The sequence below is a fragment of the Mesorhizobium sp. 01N446 genome, from assembly GCF_056399285.1.
Genome location: NZ_JBFTRA010000002.1, coordinates 748662 through 764415 on the forward strand (window position 1 = coordinate 748662; position 15754 = coordinate 764415).

The window sequence follows — 15754 nt, forward strand, 5'->3', positions numbered from 1 at the left end:
CGCTGGACAAGCTCCAACGGCCTTTGCTGTCCCGCCGGCACGCACCAGCGCGGCTGTCCCGGGGCCAGCGCGCCTTGCGCCGAGTGCGCCGAGTCCGAACCCCATGCCGCGGGTCCCGCCTCCGCATCGGCCTGACGGGCTGCGATCCGCGTCGGGCTTCTGTCCGCCATGGAACCGGCAGCCCCGATCGCTGTTATGTCTGACCACGGCATCCTATATACGGATGTCCGCGTGATCATGCGCCTGACAGGAAACGAGGCCCGACATGCCCGACGACAAATCGAAGATCAAACAGGACCGCAAGCTGGTTTCAAGCGAGGAGACCTACGAGGTCGCCGCCTTCGCGCGCAAATACGGCATCCCGCAGAGCGAAGCCCAGACCATCATCAAGCGCTATGGCCCGTCGCGCAAGAAGCTCGACAACCACATGGCCGCACGCGGATAGCCGGCGGCGAGCCGCAACCATTTTGCCGGCCTTGCGTTGAAGGATGCTGCGGGCCGCATCGCCCGGGTTGGTAGCCCAATCCCGGCGGGCGGTGCGATGAACGGCATGTCTTGTCCCGGCCAACAAAATGGCCAACGTGCATCTGTGCCGCCCGGCCCGCAACGTGCCAGACTGACGAAAGCCAGACCGAGGGAGGGCCGCGATCATGTCCGACACCACACGCAGAACCGGCAGTTGCCTGTGCGGCGGCGTGCATTTCGTCGCCACGGGCCAGCCGATACGCGTCGGCCTTTGCCACTGCAAGGACTGCCGCAAGGCCGGCGGCTCGGCCTATTCGGCCTTCGCCATATGGCCACGCGATGCCTTCGAAACATCCGGCGAAGTCGCCTCCTATGGCACGCGCAGCTTCTGCCCGACCTGCGGCGGCCGCGTCGCCTGGGTCGGCGACGATGAAGTCGAGGTGATGCTCGGCAGCCTCGACGTCGCGCCGACCGACCTGGAGCCGCAATACGAATTGTGGATCAGCCGCCGCGAGACCTGGCTGCATGCCTTGCCCGGCGCCGAACAGTTCGACCACGACCGGCCCGTCGACGTGCCTACGCCGGAAGGCGCCGCTCCGCCGGCGCCACGACCTCTGTCGGACGCCGTCATGCACGATTGAAAATTGATCTTTCGGGCCTGGAACCCTCCCTTGCCGGCGGCGTTATCCGGCGCCCCTCATGAGTGCCGACGTTCCAAAAACCACGGTCACTGTCGGGCGACCTGCCACGGAGAATTTAGTTGAACGACAAGATGTTTCCCCGACCGATCCGTCTGAAATTCGCCCCCGAGCGCGAGCGCGTGGTGCGCAGTGCCTGGGAGGGCCTGGAATGCCTGGGCGACTGGCCGGCCGGCCGGGGCCGGCGATACCACGCGGCGCTGCGCTGCTGCCGCGACGCGCTGGACGGCTGGACGCCGCCGGAAAAGGCGATGCGGGCGATGATCGACGCCGCACGCGAAGCCCGCATCCTCCAATAGCGGAAACCAGAGGCGGGAAAAATGACCGATGTGATGCTTTCGACACCGGTGCGGATCAAGCCACATGCCTCGGACACGATCCGTGAGGTGGCGACCCTCCAGGACGCCAGTGAAATCCTGATCGACTGGCCGCATGCCAGCCGTGGTCCCTTCTACCAGGCCGCGCGCGAAAAGATCGAGGCGGCGCTGGAAGACAAGGACGCCACGGCACAGGCGCAGGAAGCCTTTACGGCGCTGTGCGACCATGCCGGCGTGCTGGTTCGCTAGGTTTCACACAACAAAAAAGCAGGAGATGCCCCTTCGCCTGCTTTTGCCCCTATTTTTGCGCCGGCAGATCGCCATTCACGATCGGATGAGAGGTCTCGAACCCAAAATTCTTCGGCGCCATCAGCACCAAGGCGATCACGATGGCGATAGAGGCAATAAATGTGGCCGTGCTGACAATATCTCTCAAGGCCCCGTCCTTTCAAAATTGAATTCTTGAAAGAAACGTTTCCCGCGATACGAGGTTCCGTCTTGCGGAATAATGCCGCCAGCCCGTCTTCTACTGAGCTGGCAGCTGAGGCGGCACTTGGCCCGGCTTGATCACTGGTGTCTTGCCCTCGTCGGGCGCCGGCGTGGCCATGCCCTGGTCACCGGTGGCCGGCGGCTTCAGCACCCCGCCGCAATCATTGAGCTTTTCGGTCAGATTGCCGCTTTCCGGCTGCTGCTTGCCTTGATCCGGCTGGATCCGGCATTTGTCGGCCTGCGGGGTGGGGTTGTTGGTACCCTGCTGATCCGTCTGTGCCGCCGCCGGCACCGCCAGGGCCAGCATCAGCGACGCGATGGCCAGAGGTTTCATCTGAGCCTCCTTTTGCTTTGACGGCCGCCCGCGGCGGCCCTCCTCGCAGGGACAACGCCCGACTGCCCGAAAGGTTGGCCAACAAAGATGGGCGCCCCGGCAACCAAATCCGCCCTCCGGCCGTTGCCGGAAAGGAGGCGCCAGCATGTTCCGCGACTTTCAGACGATGGAGATCGATACCGGCGAGGCCGTCCTGTTCATCCGCCGCGCGGGCAACGGCCCGGCGCTGCTGCTCCTGCATGGTTTCCCGCAGACCCATCTGATGTGGCGCGACGTGGCGCTTGAATTGGCGAGGCGGTTTACCGTCATATGCGCCGACCTGCGCGGCTACGGCGCCAGCTCGTGCCCGCCGTCGGACAGCGCTCACGCCCCTTATGCCAAACGGACCATGGCCGCCGACATGACGGCCCTGATGTCCAAACTCGGCTTCGGCAGTTTCATGGTCGCCGGCCATGATCGCGGTGGCAGGGTTGCGTACCGCATGGCGCTCGATCATCCCGACCGCGTTGAAAAGCTTGCGGTGCTGGACATCGTCGCGACGGCCGACGCGTGGGATCGGGCCGACGCCAGACTGGCTCAGGGCTACTGGCCCTGGTCGCTGCTGGCCCAGCCCGAGCCCTTGCCGGAGTTGATGCTGCGGGGATCCGCCGAGGCGGTCGTCGACAATGCGCTCCAAGGCTGGGGGTCGTCGCCCTCGGCGTTTCCGCCCGACGTACGCCAGGCCTATGTCGATGCTTTGCGCGATCCCGCCCACATCCACGCCATCTGCGAGGAATACCGCGCGGCGGCGACGCTCGACCGCGAGCACGACCATGCCGACTGGGCCGCCGGCCGGCGCATCCGCTGCCCGGTTCTGGCGCTGTGGAGCGGGCAAGGCGCGCTTGCCGATTGGTATGCGGGCGAAGGCGGGCCGCTGGCTCTTTGGCGAGGCTGGGCCGATGATGTCCGCGGCCATTCCGTGCCCGGTGGCCATTTCTTCCCCGAGGAGGCGCCAGCACAAACCTCGCGGGCATTGGAGGATTTCTTCGGCCAACCGGACCGGGTCTAGCGGTCGACCTTGCCCGCGCGGCCGCTCGAGGGTGGAGATGCCGAATGGCGTTCGCCCTTTACGCCCTGCATGCGTGGTCCGAGCCGATAGACAAGCCCAGCGACGATCAGCACGATCAGCGTGGCAAGGCCGGCCACTTGCCAGAGGCCAAGGCCGCAAGCGACGCCGATCGCGCCGGCGAGCCACATGCCGGCGCCTGTCGTCAGCCCGTGCACTTCCCCGCGCGAAAACAGGATCGACCCGGCGGCGAGGAAGGCGACGCCGGCGGTCACCGCCTCGACCACGCGGATCGGATCGACCTTGACGGCACCCTGCGCGAACATCGGCGCATGGACAATCTCGATGGTCAGGATACCGAAGGTGGCGGCGGCCACGCACACCAGTATATGCGTTCGCAGCCCGGCGGGACGATTGCGCCATTCGCGCTCGAAGCCGATCACCGCGCCGTAAAGCGCCGCCAGCAGCAGCCGCGCCGCGATGACCGGAAACGAGGTATAGGTCGGATGGCCAAATTCCTCGACGAGTTGTTCCATGATTTTCTCCGAAGGCCTGCCGGCGACAACGTGGCCGACGGACGGCGGTTCCCTGGCCTGGCGGTCGACGTCGTTGCTTATGACCTGCGAAGCGGTCAAACGGTGGCCGGGCTATCCCGCTCCCGCCAAACGGGCCCGGTCAGCGAGGTTTCTCCGTATCGTCCTTGGATGGGGCCGCAGGCGGATCGGCCCTTTGCGGGCACTCCTCATAGCGGTGGTCGCGGCCGCCGCAGAAGGAACAGCACATGGCTTCGCGGCCCTCGTTTCCGGGCCACCATTGCGGCGTTTCGTTGGGCTGCCTGCTGTCCATGCCCAGCAATGCGCGACGCCTGATTTGGTTGCGCCGGCGGCCCCGCGCAGCGCCTTGGCACCCGCAATGCGCGGCCCGTCGCGGAACCGGCGGACACATCATGGGTTTTATGGGACTATGCATGCTGCACCCGAACCAAAGAGAAGCCGCCATGTCCGCTCGCCTTCCTGTCCTGTTGATCACCTTGGGCGCCGTGCTCGCGGCAACTGCTGCCGCTGAAGCCCGACCCGACAGCCGCGGCATGAGCTGCACCGAGATACGGGCCATGATCCAGAGCCGCCGTGCCGTGGTGTTGACCACGGGACCGGACACCTATGACCGCTATGTCAGGCAGTTCGGCAATGAATGCGACTGGCCGGAAGTGCCGATGTCGGCCTACATCCCGGCGCGCGACGGGCACTGCCCGGTCTATCGCTGCGAGGAGCCTGTCAATAACTTCCCGAATTGACGCTTCGCCTTACTGACGGCATAAGCATCCGAGCTTCTCCCGCTTCGTCTAATGGTAGGACAGCGCCCTTTGAAGGCGTGAATCGTGGTTCGAGCCCATGAGCGGGAACCAGCCACAATCAGATCGTTGGCTTTATCGAACGTCCGCCGGACGTCTCTGTGACGCCTGCCCCGCGCGTGCCTTCCGTGATCACACCATAGGCTAAAGCCGACACGCGGTTCACAGTATAACCACAAGCGGTCGATTCCTTTGGGATGTAGCCACTCCAAAAGCCCGCTGCAGGTCGCTCCTGTGGCGGGCTTTTCCCATGGGGACCAAGGTCCCAACCACCTCGCGCAAAGGTCTGACGTAACCGCTTTGGTTCCGGTATCGTCCATTGGACGTTCCGCTACTTTATCCAATCGCGATATACACCTCCTTCATTCGAATGCTTTCTATATATTAGCCATGCCGCATATATAGCCAGCCGGCAGCCGCCCCACGCCGGTTAGGCCCGGCACATTATCATCCCAACCAGGTGTGCCGGGCCGCCGCCCCGTTCTGTCGGCTCGAAGAAGCCCGCGCTCTCGGCCAGAGGCGCGCGGGCCGATCGGAGAACCGATCTTCAGCAGGGGATGCCCCCACCCTGCCGACTACAGAAACTATTAGAAAGAACTAATGTTCCATCAAACCGGTACATCGGTTGCCGATTGCCCGTGGAAGCAATTGTCGACAGCCCCGGGCCGGTTCTCCTGAAACCATTTTATCGCCACGGCGTTGACGTCCGGGGTCTGCCAGAGACAGGAGAGATCCGTGACCGTAAACTGCCGCATATCCATCGACAACCGGCCGGACGCCACCGACGCCATTTTCCAGGCTGTTCCGCGCATTGGAGAAAGCGTTTCGCTGTCGGTCGACGGAAGTCAGCAGGACCTGAGAGTATCGCGCGTCGTGCATGTCCCCGACGGCACATTGGATGGCGCCGCGATCATCGTCGAGGTCACAACCAATATCCTCTGACGCGAATTCCGACGATTTGCTTCAGCGGGATGGCCGCATGGGTTCCAGGCCGGTGGTGGTTTCGGTCGGTGTGGCCGGCGCCACCTACAACGTGTCCAACACACAGCAAGCTATCGAATTGTTGACGACACTGGCGCGACGCCGGAGCCTGAAACATCAGTCCGCCCTGCGTCGCCTGCCGCCAGGAGACGTGCCTCCCGATACGGTTGCGGATGACACCAATCTTCCCGGGGCGTTCAGATGCCGAAGCCCAGCGCTGCGCCGTCGTCGGCATCAATGCCGGCTTGCGGCACGATGATCGATGCCAGCGGCGCACTGAGGCGCCAGCTGAGACGGCCGGGCGAGCGCTCCAGTTGGGCCGAACCACCCAGCGACTGCGGCGCCACCCGCTGCAGCACGACGGTGCCGAACCCCTTGCGCGCGCTCTCCTCGCGATTGTCGCCGGGGCGGGGCGTGGATGTCTCGGTCCAGAACAGCTGGAATTCGCGTCCGCCCGATGCACCGGCACTCCTGGTGGCCGAGTCCTTGGCGCCCAAGTCCTTGGCGCCCAAGTCTTGGGTGCCGGAGCCCTGGGCACTTGAGCCGATTGTCCAGGTGATCTCGACCTGGCCGTCGTCGCTGCCCAGCGCACCGTATTTGGAGGAATTCGTGCCGAGTTCGTGGAAAGCCATGCCGAGATTCTGCACCGCATTTGACTGCAGCGTCAGGACCGGGCCGGAAAGCAGGATCTGCTCCTCGCGGCCGAAAGGCTTCAGATGTTCCTGGATCAGGTCGAACAGGCTGGCGCCGGCCCACTCCGAGGTGACGAGCAGATCATGCGAACGCGACAGCGCCATGATGCGGGCGCGGATCAGTTCCTCGAACTCCTGCGGGTCGCTCGAGCGCTTGCTCGTCTCCCTGACCATCGACAGGATGACCGCGAACTGGTTCTTGACGCGATGGTTGACCTCCCGCATCAAAAGCCTGATGCGGCGCTCGCTCTCCTTTGCGGCGGAAATGTCGCGGGCGATCTTGGAGGCGCCGACGATCTCGCCATTGGCGTTCTTGATCGGTGAAACCGTCAGCGAGACGGAGATGAGCGCGCCGTCCTTGCGCCTTCGCGTCGTCTCGTAACTCGCCACGCGGTGGCCGCCGCGAACCCTGCTGATGATCTCGGTCTCCTCGCCCTTGAGGTGATCGGGAATGAGCATGAGGATCGACTGGCCGACGGCTTCCTCGGCGCTGTAGCCGAACATGCGTTCGGCTGCCAGGTTCCAGCTGGTGATGATGCTGGTCAGATCCTTGCTGATGATGGCATCGAAAGAGGAATCGACGATGGCCGCGAGGCGTGCATCGGCGGTCGCGTCCTGTTTTTGGTTGTCCGTTGCGATGTCCGCCGTCGCCGCCACGATTTCACTCATTGTCATGAGGTAGCGCGCAAGCGGAGCAAGGCAATCTCCCCTGCCCGCAATTCGCATGGGCGCGCCGCGAACGAAGCCAGCTTCACTCCGAAGGCCGATCGCTGGTCTTGCCGTCGCCGTCGGGCAGCACGCCGAACTCCTGCGACTTGACGCCCTGCTCGGCCATCAGGAATCCGTCCGAGGCCAGGCCGCGCCGCAGCAGCTCGCGGACCGCCGCCGAGCGGCTTGGCATGCGCTTTTCGAAGCGCCAGTTTTCCAGCGCCGCCAATTCATCCGTGGTGAGCATGATCTGCAGGCGTTCAGGGCGTTCCAGTTCAGCCATGTCCGCACTCCTCGCTCAGGACTAAAAACACGGTGAGTTAGTATCTAGCTCATTCAGCTTATAATTATGGTAACCCCCATTACGCGTCAAGACCGGCCAGTGAGCCCTCCCCACATCCAACTCATGATGCTCATCGAACGCTTGACGCACATTCCTGTAACTATCCTAACTAGCTGATTTTATTTGGATATTTTTAATATTTCGCTTGCCAGTCCGTCGCTCCGGGCGCATGCTTCAGCCCGAACAGAAGACCGTTCCCCTATGGGAGGTTTCAATGCGGTACGAATACTCCACGCGCCTGCACGACGACGTCAATTCAGCGGTCGAGAAGGCATTCAAGACGGCGGGCATTGTCAACATCTCGGTGACGGCCGAACAGATAAGGGTCAGGAATCTGGCCGAGAATGTCGCTCTCGAGGACATTGAGTATTTGGTGCTGCAGGCTGCCCAACTGCTGGGCGCGGCAATCGAATTCGACGCCTTGGGCAATGGGTTGGCTTTGTTTGGAAACGACGTCGATGGCGACGAAGCCGCAATCGGCTCACACGGTTTTTCGCAGTCGGTGCCGATCCAATAATGTCGACCTGATGGGCGCCCACCTCTGAGCCGCCGCTTCACGATGTGAATGAACGCCGTAAGGCTTCCCAGGCCTGGCCCGGTTTGGCGCCTCACGTCTTGATCACAAGTCGATTGAGCCGGCGTCGAATACCTTGGGGAATGGAGCGCGCGTTCTATATTGTGCGGCAGCATCCAAACCGGAGAACCGCGGCCATGACCCTCGCCACACGAAAACTCGGTAGCCAGGGACTGAAAGTCTCGGCAATCGGCCTCGGCTGCATGGGCATGAGCCAGTCCTACGGCCCGGCCGACGAAGCCGAGTCCATCGCCACGCTGCATCGCGCCATCGAACTGGGCTGCACCTTCCTGGATACCGCCGAGGTCTATGGCCCGCACACCAACGAAGCATTGCTTGGCCGGGCGCTGAAGGGCAAACGCGACCAGGTGACGATCGCAACCAAATTCGGCTTCCGCATCGAAAACGGCAAGCAGCTCAGCGGCGTCGACAGCCGCCCCGAGCATATCCGTGAAGTCGTGGAAGCCTCGCTCGGCCGGCTTGCCACCGATCATATCGACCTGCTCTACCAGCATCGTGTCGACCCTAACGTTCCGATGGAGGATGTCGCCGGCGCGGTCGGCAGACTTGTGGCCGAGGGCAAGGTGCGCTTTTTCGGCCTGTCGGAGGCCGGTATCGCGAACATCCGCCGGGCGCATGCCGTCTTTCCCGTCTCGGCGCTGCAGAGTGAATACTCGTTGTGGGAGCGCAATCTGGAGCCGCAGATCATCCCGCTGCTCAGGGAACTCGGCATCGGCCTGGTGCCCTTCTCGCCGCTCGGCCGCGGCTTCCTCACCGGCAACGTCAAGCGCGCCGAGGATTATCCGGAAGGCGACTACCGCCGCAACGACCCGCGCTACCGGGGCGAAAACTACGACGCCAATGTCGAGGCAGCGAGCACGGTGCGCGACATCGCGGCGGTCCGGGGCGTCAAGCCAGGCCAGATCGCGCTGGCCTGGCTGCTCGGCAAGGGCATTGGCTTCGGCATCGATATCGTGCCGATCCCCGGCACCAAGCGCAGGAAATATCTCGAGGAGAACATCGCCGCCGCCTCGCTGCAGCTCGACGCCGCCGAAATGGCCGCGCTGGATGAGGCGCTGGCGCCAGGAAAAATCGCCGGCCCGCGCTATGGTGAGCGCGGCATGGCGATGGTCGATCGGTAGGACCGCGACCGGTAACGCGTGCAAACAAGGACCGCCCTTCGCTCGCGGTCGAGAAGATGCCACGCGACGACCATATGCAGCGACGGATCGGCGGGGCCCGAACCTGCCGCCATCGAGCACTCCGACAAGACGCTTACCCTGACCGCTGACGATTGCCAGCCGTCCATGTTCGGTCGACCAGCAGGCTCAAGGGAAACCCAAGACCCAGACCGATGAGCAGGCTCAGGGCAAGACCTCAACACAGACGGACCAGGGGGCGACTGCTTCCATCAGCAATGTGACGGTGGAGCAGAAAACCCAGATCACCCAGGTCATCAAGGAGACCAAGGTCGAGCCGGTGTCGAATGTCGATTTCGACATTTCGGTCGGCATCGAGGTTCCCAGGCACAAGATCCGGTTGCATCGTTTGCCCGCGCGTATCGTCAAGATCGTGCCAGCCTACGAAAGCTACGAGTATTTCGTATTGGCCGACGGTCGGATCATCATCGTCGATCCGGATACGTTCAAGATCGTCCTTATCCTGACCTGACTTTGGGACGATGCTCTGAAACGCCCGCCACATCCAGGTGGCGGGCGTTTCCCTGAGATCTGCCGTTTGATCAATCGTGGGCGAACGCGGGATGGCTTTCCGCGTCGTGGAAGCAGCGCACAACCATCGAAATCCCGGCTGACGGGAACCCTGCGTCTTTCGCCGTCTTTGCGGAGGCCGGCATGTGGTAAGGCCTGGGATTTGGCAGTCAGGGCGTCAAAGCTGGATCTCAGCGCCTGCCTGTTCGTCGAACAAGACCGGGCAGCCTCGTGCCAGCGCTACCGTGGAAAGGGCGTTTGCCACCACATCGTCCGGTGACACGAAATCGCCGGTCAGCACCCGCAACTCTTCCACGCCCTCAGCCATCGAGATGAAATTCCCGACCACTCGATCGCGCTTGCAGGCCTCGACCACGTAAAGCAGATCGACCATTTCGAAGCTGCGCATGTTCAGCCTCCAACAAAATCGTCCCTTGCGGAACATGAAACGCATTGGCTGAACATTGTGTTCCGGCGCACTTGAGTTACCCCATCGCCGCTACGGCCGGCGCCTTCCTAGAGCACCCACGGCCGACACGTGCGACGCCGAGGATGCGCGGCGCCTGCGGGCGTGGAATTTTCCCGTTGTTTGGGTTATGATGGCTGGATGCTTCCCTCTGGAAAGTGGCGGTGAGAGCATGTTGCAAAAGAGCCTTTCCAGTTATTCGAGGCAAGGCTTCCTGCTCGCGTTCGTGGCCATGTTCAGCGTGCTTTGGCTCGCCCAGGCTCACGCAGAGCGGCGCGCGGCCATTGTCGTCGGCAACAGCGAATATCCGTTTGCCCCGCTGACCAATCCCCGCAACGACGCCAAGCTCATCGCCAATACCTTGACCGAGCTCAAATTCGACGTCCTGCTCTTTTACGATGTCAAGAAATCGGCGGAGAAAGACCTGAACGACGCGATACGCGCGCATCTCGTCGGCGCCGACATGGCGGTCTTCTATTACGCCGGCCATGCCTTGCAGTATAACGGCCAGAACCTCCTGCTTCCTGTCGATACGCGGATCTCGTCAGCCAAGGAGGTCGCGGCCGACGCCATGAAACTCAATGATCTGATCGACATCGTGAAGAACGATCCGGTCGGCGTGAAAATCTTCATCCTCGATGCCTGCCGCAACAATCCGGCGGCCAAGGAGAAGGGGCTGCAGCAGGGCCTGGCCTACACCGAGGCCGGCAGCGGCCAGGTGCTGGTCGCCTTTGCCACCGGTGCCGGTGAGGTCGCCTATGACGGGACGGGCATCAACAGCCCCTATTCGTCGGCACTCGCCAACGCCCTGGTCATGCCCAATCTCGATGTCTACGATACGTTCCGCACGGTGCGAGGCGACGTTCGCCAGGCGACCGGCGGCTCGCAAATTCCCTGGATCACCGGCTCGATCGAAACGAAATTCGTCTTCCGGCAGGGTGACGCCGGCAAGCAGGTTGCGCAAGACGAGCACGCCGCCGAAGCCAATGGCGGTCTGACCATCGATGAGGTGTTGTGGTCCTTCATCAGCGACAGCCAGAATCCGGAGGACTTCGAGCGCTTTGTAAGGGTCTTTCCGAACAGCCGCTACGCGGCCGAGGCGACGGAGAAGAGCCGCTTCAAGGTGGCTGCGTTGACCAAGCGTGGGCTCTATGTCAACGGCAATCTGGTCTCTACCTCGATCGCGGCCGCGGCGCCGGTCGAGGTGGGTGACAAGGCGCGGAGCGAGGAGTTCGTGTTCCAGCAGGCCGGCGAGCGCGCCGTCAGCGAGACCTTTCGTATTTGGCCGAGCAACCTGCCCGACACGCAGCGTGGCATGCGCACGATGGTCACCGATTGCGATCTCTACGCTGCCGATCCCAACGATCCACAGCGCGCCGTGCCTGGCGTCACCAACGGGCTCGTCAACGTTCGGGACGCGTTGCGCGCTTGCGCTTTTGCGCTAGCGGCCGACGCCGACAACCCGCGCCTGCAGTTCCAGTTCGGCCGTGTTCTGGAAATCGCCAGGCGCTATAGCTGGGCGGAGCATTTCTACGAACTGGCCGGCAAGCAGCAGTACAGCGCCGCGCTCATCAACATGGGTTACATGGCACGTGTCGGCATGGGGCGCGAGATCGACTACGGCCGTGCGTTCGATTTTTACGTTCGGGCCGCCGCCCTTGGCAATCTCCGAGCCAGGACCGACATCGGCTCCGCCTATATTGCCGGTCAGGGCGTGCCAAAGCTGCCGGAGGAAGGCGTTCTTTGGTATCGCCTGGCTGCATCAAGTGGCTGGGCGAATGCGATCACCGCGCTCGGCGACGCGTACCGCCTCGGCACTGGCGTCAAGCAGGACTACGTCCAGGCGGCCTCCTTGTATTCAGCGGCAGCCGATACCGGCCAGATCGATGCGATGGCGAATCTGGGACAGGCGTATCTGGCGGGCGAAGGCGTGAAAAAGGACGTGCCACGAGGACTCGAACTGTTGCAGCGCGCAACCGACATGGGCAACAGGTATGCGCCCTATTTTGTCGCGCAGCTCTATCTGAAGGGCGACCGCAAGCTGGCTGCCGATCCTCGCCGCGCCCTGACCCTGCTTGAGCTTTCCGCAAACCGGGGAAATGAGTACGCCTATGTCCGCCTCGCGTGGGGGTATCGCGACGGTGCATTCACGGGAGGCAAGCCTGACCTGCGACGCGCTTACTTCGACGCCTCGCTCGCCGCGAGGCTTCGGGCCGATCAGGGAGAACAGACAAAGGCGGAGATAGCCGCGAAAATACCCCCCGAGACACGACAGGAAATAGACGGAGAAGTTGATCTATACATCAAGCAGAATGGCCCGTAACGCGTGACCATCAGCGGCCAAAGACCGCCGCTCAGGCGGCGCCGGCAACTGGCGTCGGACGAGGCGGTGGATCAATATTGAGAATTGCCGCGCTTCGCCTTCGATTTGTCGCCTCGCGGCGCACTCACCTTGGTGACCTTGGCGCATCGTCCGTCCTTCAGCGAAAGGCCGAAATCGCAGAAAATGGGCCTTCCCGCGATCGTCCAGCATCCGCTCAATATGACTGAGGTCGAAACCAAGGCGGCGGCCGAAGCCATCCTTGCCAGCAGCAATCTTGCCATTTGCGTCGCTCCAGCCTCAGCCCAAAACAGCCGCGGCATCGCATCAGGACTTTCAACGTCACGCCGTACAAGAAAATACGCCAACTGCCCTGTAGTCAAGGGCAAGGCGGGCGAATGTGCCAGCCTTGCCGACTGCGAACCGCCAAGTGAGTTTGGCGAAGGCATGTAACCGGATTTTGCCGCCGTTGCGGGGCGTTCATCACGCGGCGCGCTGGCGTCGGCCTGAACGTTTGACAGGTACAAATCGCCATTGGTAAATTCCCGCATCCCTCATGTGAGCCCCATTCAGATGAGAAAGCTCAAGGAAATCTTCCTTGGAAAGGATAAACCAAATCCGGGAGTTGAAGACCCTGGAAATATTTTTGTGTACAAATCTAAAGAAGACATTTCGACTATTATTGTTACGATTCTAGGCGTGAATCCTGATTTTCTCGAAGAGATCATCGTCACGACCAAGCGCAAGCTTCCAGGAAAGAGCGATCGGCTCATCTACCTGACCGACAATCCGGACTTCACGATATTCCGCCGTCACGGCGTGATTTTCGAGTATTTGCCCCCATTGGTGGAGCAGCGGCTGCACGCGGCCGACATGCCCTGGCAGGCTTATTTGCGGGAGCGCTGGGGGCTCCTTCTGGCCAAATGGCGCCCCCGCCGTGTCCTGGCTTACGGCACGACCATCGACAGTTTCCTGGCGGCAGCACCGACGGCATCCGTCCGCAAGACGCCGGATGTACCCAGATCATGAAGCTGGACATTCTCTTTGTCGCCGATGTCCGCTTCGAAGGCGGCACCTCCACCGCGCTCGCCGTGGAGATCCGGGCGGCGGCCCGCACGGGTTTCAAGACCGGCTTGCTGGCCGTGAAGGGACCATTGCTGCGTCACCCCTACCCGATGCATCCCGACTTGCGGGCACTGGTTGATGGCGGCGCGACGGAACGGATCGACCCGGACACCAAGGTCGACGCCGATCTCGTCCTGGTGCACCATCCGACGATAATGTCCAACCGCTTCACCAGGCGGACCGGCATCCGGACCGAACGCCTGGTCATGGTTCTCCATCATCCCATGGTCGACCGGCTGGGCAAGCTACAGTACGACCTGGCGCGCATCATAAGCAATTGCCATTGGGCGTTTGGCATCAAGGTTTGGCTCGCCCCTGTCAGCGCCGTCGTTCGGGATGCTTTGCCCCGCCGTTTGCCCGCGGGCGCGGAACTCTTGCCCGAGAACTGGACCAATCTGATCGATCTCGACGACTGGCCTCGCAGGCCGGACAGCCCGCCGCACAATCCGGTCGTCATCGGCCGCCATGCTCGCCCGGATAAGTTGAAATGGCCGAGGAAAGCCGCCGACGCGTTGCGCATCTATCCTGCTGACGCGGCCCGCTACAGCATCAGGATCCTGGGCGGCGGTTCCTTCCTCCAGGAGCTCTACGGTCCGCTGCCGGGCAACTGGGAAATACTGCCCTTTGCATGGACCGGCATTCCCGAGTTTCTCCACGGCCTCGATTTCTATGTCTACTACCATAGCAATTCCTGGTCGGAGGCGTTTGGCCGCACGATCCTCGAAGCGCTCGCGGTCGGTCTCGTCACGATTCTCCCCGAGCACTTCCAGCCATTGTTCGGCGACGCGGCAATCTATGCGGCGCCGCGAGATGTCGAGCACGTCATCGGCATGTTCGTCACCGACGCAGACGCCTACGCACGGCAATCGGCCTTGGCCAGGGAGTTCGTTGCCCGGCACCACGCGGCGAAGCTCTTCCCGCAACGCCTCGAGAGGCTGTTCAACATTTCCAAACCACGCGATTCGGCGGCCGTGCGAGCGACGATCCAGCCTTTGCCGATACGTCAGGTGTTGTTTGCATCGTCCAACGGCATCGGAATGGGGCATCTCGCGCAGCAGATGGCTGTCGCCCAGCGACTGCCGCAAGGGCTGAAGCCCGTCTTTGCGACAATGTCCTACGCCATGAAAATTGCAACCGACGAGGGTTATCACGCCCACTTCCTGACCCATCACCGCGGCATCGATGCCGCGCCCGAGGACTGGAATGACGTGCTTGCCGAAGAACTGTTCGATCTGATCAGTCATCTGCGTCCCGCGGTCTTTGCCTATGACGCCACGGCTGTCTTCGAGGGTGTCGCCGCGGCTCTGGCCATGGACCCCAACCTGTTCTCGATCTGGGTCCGTCGACCGATGTGGCGGGAAGCGCACCGCCCGTTCCTGGAGATGGCGGAGGCTTTCGACGCCGTCATAGAGCCTGGCGAACTGGCCGATGAATTCGATCACGGCCCGACGTCTGAAGTGCGCGACAAGGTTCTGTTGGTTCCGCCGGTGCTGTTGCTGGGGCCAAATGAGCGCCTGGAAAGAGCCGCCGCGCGCAACTTCCTCGAAATCCCCGATGGCATGACCGTCGTGGCCCTGCAACTCGGCTCTGGCAGCAATTTCGACATGCGCGGCGTCCGCAACGGTGTTCTCAAAGCCCTGCTTGACCGTCCCGATACGCTGGTACTGGATATCCGCTCGCCGATCCGCGCCGATTTCGGTTCAGACGAGCCGGTCGGCCCGAGGCATCGGATCGTCGAGCTGTTCCCGAGCTTCCGCTACAGCCGCGCGTTCGACGCCGCGGTCGTCGCGCCCGGCTACAATACGTTCCATGAGAACATCCTCGGCGCGGTGCCGACCTTGTTCGTGCCCAACGAGAGCGACGAGATGGACCTGCAGCTCAACCGCGCCCGCTGGGCGGAGCTTGGCGGTTTTGGCTTGCTGATGCGGCGCGACCACGACCTCCCCCATGTCGACCGCTTCATCGAAGAACTGCTCGACCCCGCCGAGCGCGAAGCCATGGCCGCACGCTGCGGGGCGATCCCCTGGACCAACGGCGCCGACGTCATCGCGAACTATATCGAAGACCACGCCAGGATTGTCCGGACTGACTGGGACATCACCAGGGATGCCTGAGCGCTGCACGCCGCGGCGTGCCC

The 15754-nt window shown here is 62.8% G+C and carries 19 protein-coding genes, 1 tRNA gene and 1 pseudogene; 15 read left to right on the forward strand and 6 right to left on the reverse strand.

The window, feature by feature from the left end; all coding sequences use genetic code 11:
• Nucleotides 1-265: 265 nt before the first annotated feature.
• The 4 genes from AC1DPX_RS11915 (at nt 266) to AC1DPX_RS11930 (ending at nt 1729) form a co-directional block, all read left to right on the forward strand.
• Nucleotides 266-445 carry a DUF3606 domain-containing protein gene (locus AC1DPX_RS11915; RefSeq protein ID WP_027052489.1) on the forward strand — a complete coding sequence of 60 codons (180 nt, stop codon included), beginning with the start codon at nt 266-268 and terminating at the stop codon, nt 443-445.
• Between the two features lie 205 nt (nt 446-650).
• Nucleotides 651-1106, forward strand: a complete 456-nt coding sequence (locus tag AC1DPX_RS11920; protein WP_477236772.1) for a GFA family protein — start codon at nt 651-653, stop codon at nt 1104-1106.
• Nucleotides 1107-1225: 119 nt separating this feature from the next.
• Nucleotides 1226-1462, forward strand: coding sequence for a DUF982 domain-containing protein (locus AC1DPX_RS11925; RefSeq protein WP_477236774.1), 237 nt, complete (start codon nt 1226-1228; stop codon nt 1460-1462).
• 21 nt (nt 1463-1483) lie between these two features.
• The gene (locus AC1DPX_RS11930; protein WP_477236776.1) at nt 1484-1729 is read left to right on the forward strand and encodes a DUF982 domain-containing protein; all 246 of its coding nucleotides are present in this window, start codon (nt 1484-1486) and stop codon (nt 1727-1729) included.
• A gap of 49 nt (nt 1730-1778) precedes the next feature.
• Here the strand turns inward: AC1DPX_RS11930 and AC1DPX_RS11935 are convergent, their stop codons facing one another.
• Together AC1DPX_RS11935 and AC1DPX_RS11940 are read right to left on the reverse strand one after the other, a co-directional pair.
• The gene (locus tag AC1DPX_RS11935; protein ID WP_477236778.1) at nt 1779-1916 is read right to left on the reverse strand and encodes a hypothetical protein; all 138 of its coding nucleotides are present in this window, start codon (nt 1914-1916) and stop codon (nt 1779-1781) included.
• A 90-nt stretch (nt 1917-2006) separates the two neighbouring features.
• A complete protein-coding gene (locus AC1DPX_RS11940) occupies nt 2007-2303 on the reverse strand; it encodes a hypothetical protein (protein ID WP_477236780.1) in 297 nt (98 codons plus the stop codon).
• 145 nt (nt 2304-2448) lie between these two features.
• Here AC1DPX_RS11940 and AC1DPX_RS11945 point away from each other — a divergent pair, with 145 nt between their 5' ends.
• The gene (locus AC1DPX_RS11945) at nt 2449-3351 is read left to right on the forward strand and encodes an alpha/beta fold hydrolase (protein ID WP_477236782.1); all 903 of its coding nucleotides are present in this window, start codon (nt 2449-2451) and stop codon (nt 3349-3351) included.
• Here the strand turns inward: AC1DPX_RS11945 and AC1DPX_RS11950 are convergent.
• Nucleotides 3348-3884 carry an MgtC/SapB family protein gene (locus AC1DPX_RS11950; RefSeq protein WP_477236784.1) on the reverse strand — a complete coding sequence of 179 codons (537 nt, stop codon included), beginning with the start codon at nt 3882-3884 and terminating at the stop codon, nt 3348-3350. The genes AC1DPX_RS11945 and AC1DPX_RS11950 overlap by 4 nt on opposite strands.
• A 461-nt stretch (nt 3885-4345) precedes the next feature.
• On the opposite strand from AC1DPX_RS11950, the gene AC1DPX_RS11955 reads away from it, so the two are divergent.
• The 3 genes from AC1DPX_RS11955 to AC1DPX_RS11965 all read left to right on the forward strand — a co-directional run bounded on the left by AC1DPX_RS11955 (nt 4346) and on the right by AC1DPX_RS11965 (nt 5641).
• Nucleotides 4346-4642 carry a hypothetical protein gene (locus AC1DPX_RS11955; protein WP_477236786.1) on the forward strand — a complete coding sequence of 99 codons (297 nt, stop codon included), beginning with the start codon at nt 4346-4348 and terminating at the stop codon, nt 4640-4642.
• Between the two features lie 37 nt (nt 4643-4679).
• Nucleotides 4680-4753, forward strand: a tRNA-Gln gene (locus AC1DPX_RS11960).
• Between the two features lie 681 nt (nt 4754-5434).
• Nucleotides 5435-5641 (forward strand): hypothetical protein, encoded by a 207-nt coding sequence (locus AC1DPX_RS11965; protein ID WP_202358852.1) that lies wholly within the window; start codon nt 5435-5437, stop codon nt 5639-5641.
• A gap of 236 nt (nt 5642-5877) precedes the next feature.
• Here AC1DPX_RS11965 and AC1DPX_RS11970 read toward each other — a convergent pair whose 3' ends face one another.
• Both AC1DPX_RS11970 and AC1DPX_RS11975 read right to left on the reverse strand, forming a co-directional pair.
• Entirely contained in the window at nt 5878-7047 is a 1170-nt protein-coding gene (locus AC1DPX_RS11970) for a sensor histidine kinase (protein ID WP_477236788.1), read from the reverse strand.
• A gap of 76 nt (nt 7048-7123) precedes the next feature.
• Nucleotides 7124-7363 carry a hypothetical protein gene (locus tag AC1DPX_RS11975; RefSeq protein WP_202358850.1) on the reverse strand — a complete coding sequence of 80 codons (240 nt, stop codon included), beginning with the start codon at nt 7361-7363 and terminating at the stop codon, nt 7124-7126.
• A 229-nt stretch (nt 7364-7592) separates the two neighbouring features.
• On the opposite strand from AC1DPX_RS11975, the gene AC1DPX_RS11980 reads away from it, so the two are divergent.
• The 3 genes and pseudogenes from AC1DPX_RS11980 to AC1DPX_RS11990 form a co-directional block, all read left to right on the forward strand.
• Nucleotides 7593-7940, forward strand: coding sequence for a hypothetical protein (locus AC1DPX_RS11980; RefSeq protein WP_477236790.1), 348 nt, complete (start codon nt 7593-7595; stop codon nt 7938-7940).
• A gap of 194 nt (nt 7941-8134) precedes the next feature.
• A complete protein-coding gene (locus AC1DPX_RS11985; protein ID WP_477236792.1) occupies nt 8135-9139 on the forward strand; it encodes an aldo/keto reductase in 1005 nt (334 codons plus the stop codon).
• A 169-nt stretch (nt 9140-9308) separates the two neighbouring features.
• Nucleotides 9309-9668: pseudogene (locus AC1DPX_RS11990) on the forward strand (DUF1236 domain-containing protein); the annotation flags it as partial.
• A gap of 216 nt (nt 9669-9884) precedes the next feature.
• Here AC1DPX_RS11990 and AC1DPX_RS11995 read toward each other — a convergent pair.
• Nucleotides 9885-10115, reverse strand: a complete 231-nt coding sequence (locus AC1DPX_RS11995) for a hypothetical protein (RefSeq protein ID WP_202358846.1) — start codon at nt 10113-10115, stop codon at nt 9885-9887.
• A 229-nt stretch (nt 10116-10344) separates the two neighbouring features.
• Between AC1DPX_RS11995 and AC1DPX_RS12000 the strand changes: the two genes are divergently transcribed.
• The 4 genes from AC1DPX_RS12000 to AC1DPX_RS12015 all read left to right on the forward strand — a co-directional run bounded on the left by AC1DPX_RS12000 (nt 10345) and on the right by AC1DPX_RS12015 (nt 15731).
• Nucleotides 10345-12495 (forward strand): caspase family protein, encoded by a 2151-nt coding sequence (locus AC1DPX_RS12000; protein WP_477237497.1) that lies wholly within the window; start codon nt 10345-10347, stop codon nt 12493-12495.
• Between the two features lie 84 nt (nt 12496-12579).
• A complete protein-coding gene (locus AC1DPX_RS12005; RefSeq protein ID WP_477236794.1) occupies nt 12580-12945 on the forward strand; it encodes a hypothetical protein in 366 nt (121 codons plus the stop codon).
• A 120-nt stretch (nt 12946-13065) separates the two neighbouring features.
• Nucleotides 13066-13521: a hypothetical protein gene (locus AC1DPX_RS12010; RefSeq protein WP_477236796.1), complete on the forward strand. Its 456-nt coding sequence runs from the start codon at nt 13066-13068 to the stop codon at nt 13519-13521.
• Entirely contained in the window at nt 13518-15731 is a 2214-nt protein-coding gene (locus AC1DPX_RS12015; RefSeq protein ID WP_477236798.1) for a glycosyltransferase, read from the forward strand. Before AC1DPX_RS12010 ends, AC1DPX_RS12015 begins: the two co-directional genes overlap by 4 nt.
• Nucleotides 15732-15754 lie beyond the last annotated feature (23 nt).

What these genes read in the sequence shown, in the direction of transcription:
- AC1DPX_RS11980 (WP_477236790.1), top strand. Translation starts at nt 7,593, where the DNA reads ATGCTTCAGCCCGAACAGAAGACCGTTCCCCTATGGGAGGTTTCAATG.
- AC1DPX_RS12010 (WP_477236796.1), top strand. Translation starts at nt 13,066, where the DNA reads ATGAGAAAGCTCAAGGAAATCTTCCTTGGAAAGGATAAACCAAATCCG.
- AC1DPX_RS11915 (WP_027052489.1), top strand. Translation starts at nt 266, where the DNA reads ATGCCCGACGACAAATCGAAGATCAAACAGGACCGCAAGCTGGTTTCA.
- AC1DPX_RS11930 (WP_477236776.1), top strand. Translation starts at nt 1,484, where the DNA reads ATGACCGATGTGATGCTTTCGACACCGGTGCGGATCAAGCCACATGCC.
- AC1DPX_RS11955 (WP_477236786.1), top strand. Translation starts at nt 4,346, where the DNA reads ATGTCCGCTCGCCTTCCTGTCCTGTTGATCACCTTGGGCGCCGTGCTC.
- AC1DPX_RS11975 (WP_202358850.1), bottom strand. Translation starts at nt 7,363, where the DNA reads ATGGCTGAACTGGAACGCCCTGAACGCCTGCAGATCATGCTCACCACG.
- AC1DPX_RS11970 (WP_477236788.1), bottom strand. Translation starts at nt 7,047, where the DNA reads ATGACAATGAGTGAAATCGTGGCGGCGACGGCGGACATCGCAACGGAC.
- AC1DPX_RS11945 (WP_477236782.1), top strand. Translation starts at nt 2,449, where the DNA reads ATGTTCCGCGACTTTCAGACGATGGAGATCGATACCGGCGAGGCCGTC.
- AC1DPX_RS12000 (WP_477237497.1), top strand. Translation starts at nt 10,345, where the DNA reads ATGTTGCAAAAGAGCCTTTCCAGTTATTCGAGGCAAGGCTTCCTGCTC.
- AC1DPX_RS11940 (WP_477236780.1), bottom strand. Translation starts at nt 2,303, where the DNA reads ATGAAACCTCTGGCCATCGCGTCGCTGATGCTGGCCCTGGCGGTGCCG.
- AC1DPX_RS11995 (WP_202358846.1), bottom strand. Translation starts at nt 10,115, where the DNA reads ATGCGCAGCTTCGAAATGGTCGATCTGCTTTACGTGGTCGAGGCCTGC.
- AC1DPX_RS11985 (WP_477236792.1), top strand. Translation starts at nt 8,135, where the DNA reads ATGACCCTCGCCACACGAAAACTCGGTAGCCAGGGACTGAAAGTCTCG.
- AC1DPX_RS11950 (WP_477236784.1), bottom strand. Translation starts at nt 3,884, where the DNA reads ATGGAACAACTCGTCGAGGAATTTGGCCATCCGACCTATACCTCGTTT.
- AC1DPX_RS12015 (WP_477236798.1), top strand. Translation starts at nt 13,518, where the DNA reads ATGAAGCTGGACATTCTCTTTGTCGCCGATGTCCGCTTCGAAGGCGGC.
- AC1DPX_RS11920 (WP_477236772.1), top strand. Translation starts at nt 651, where the DNA reads ATGTCCGACACCACACGCAGAACCGGCAGTTGCCTGTGCGGCGGCGTG.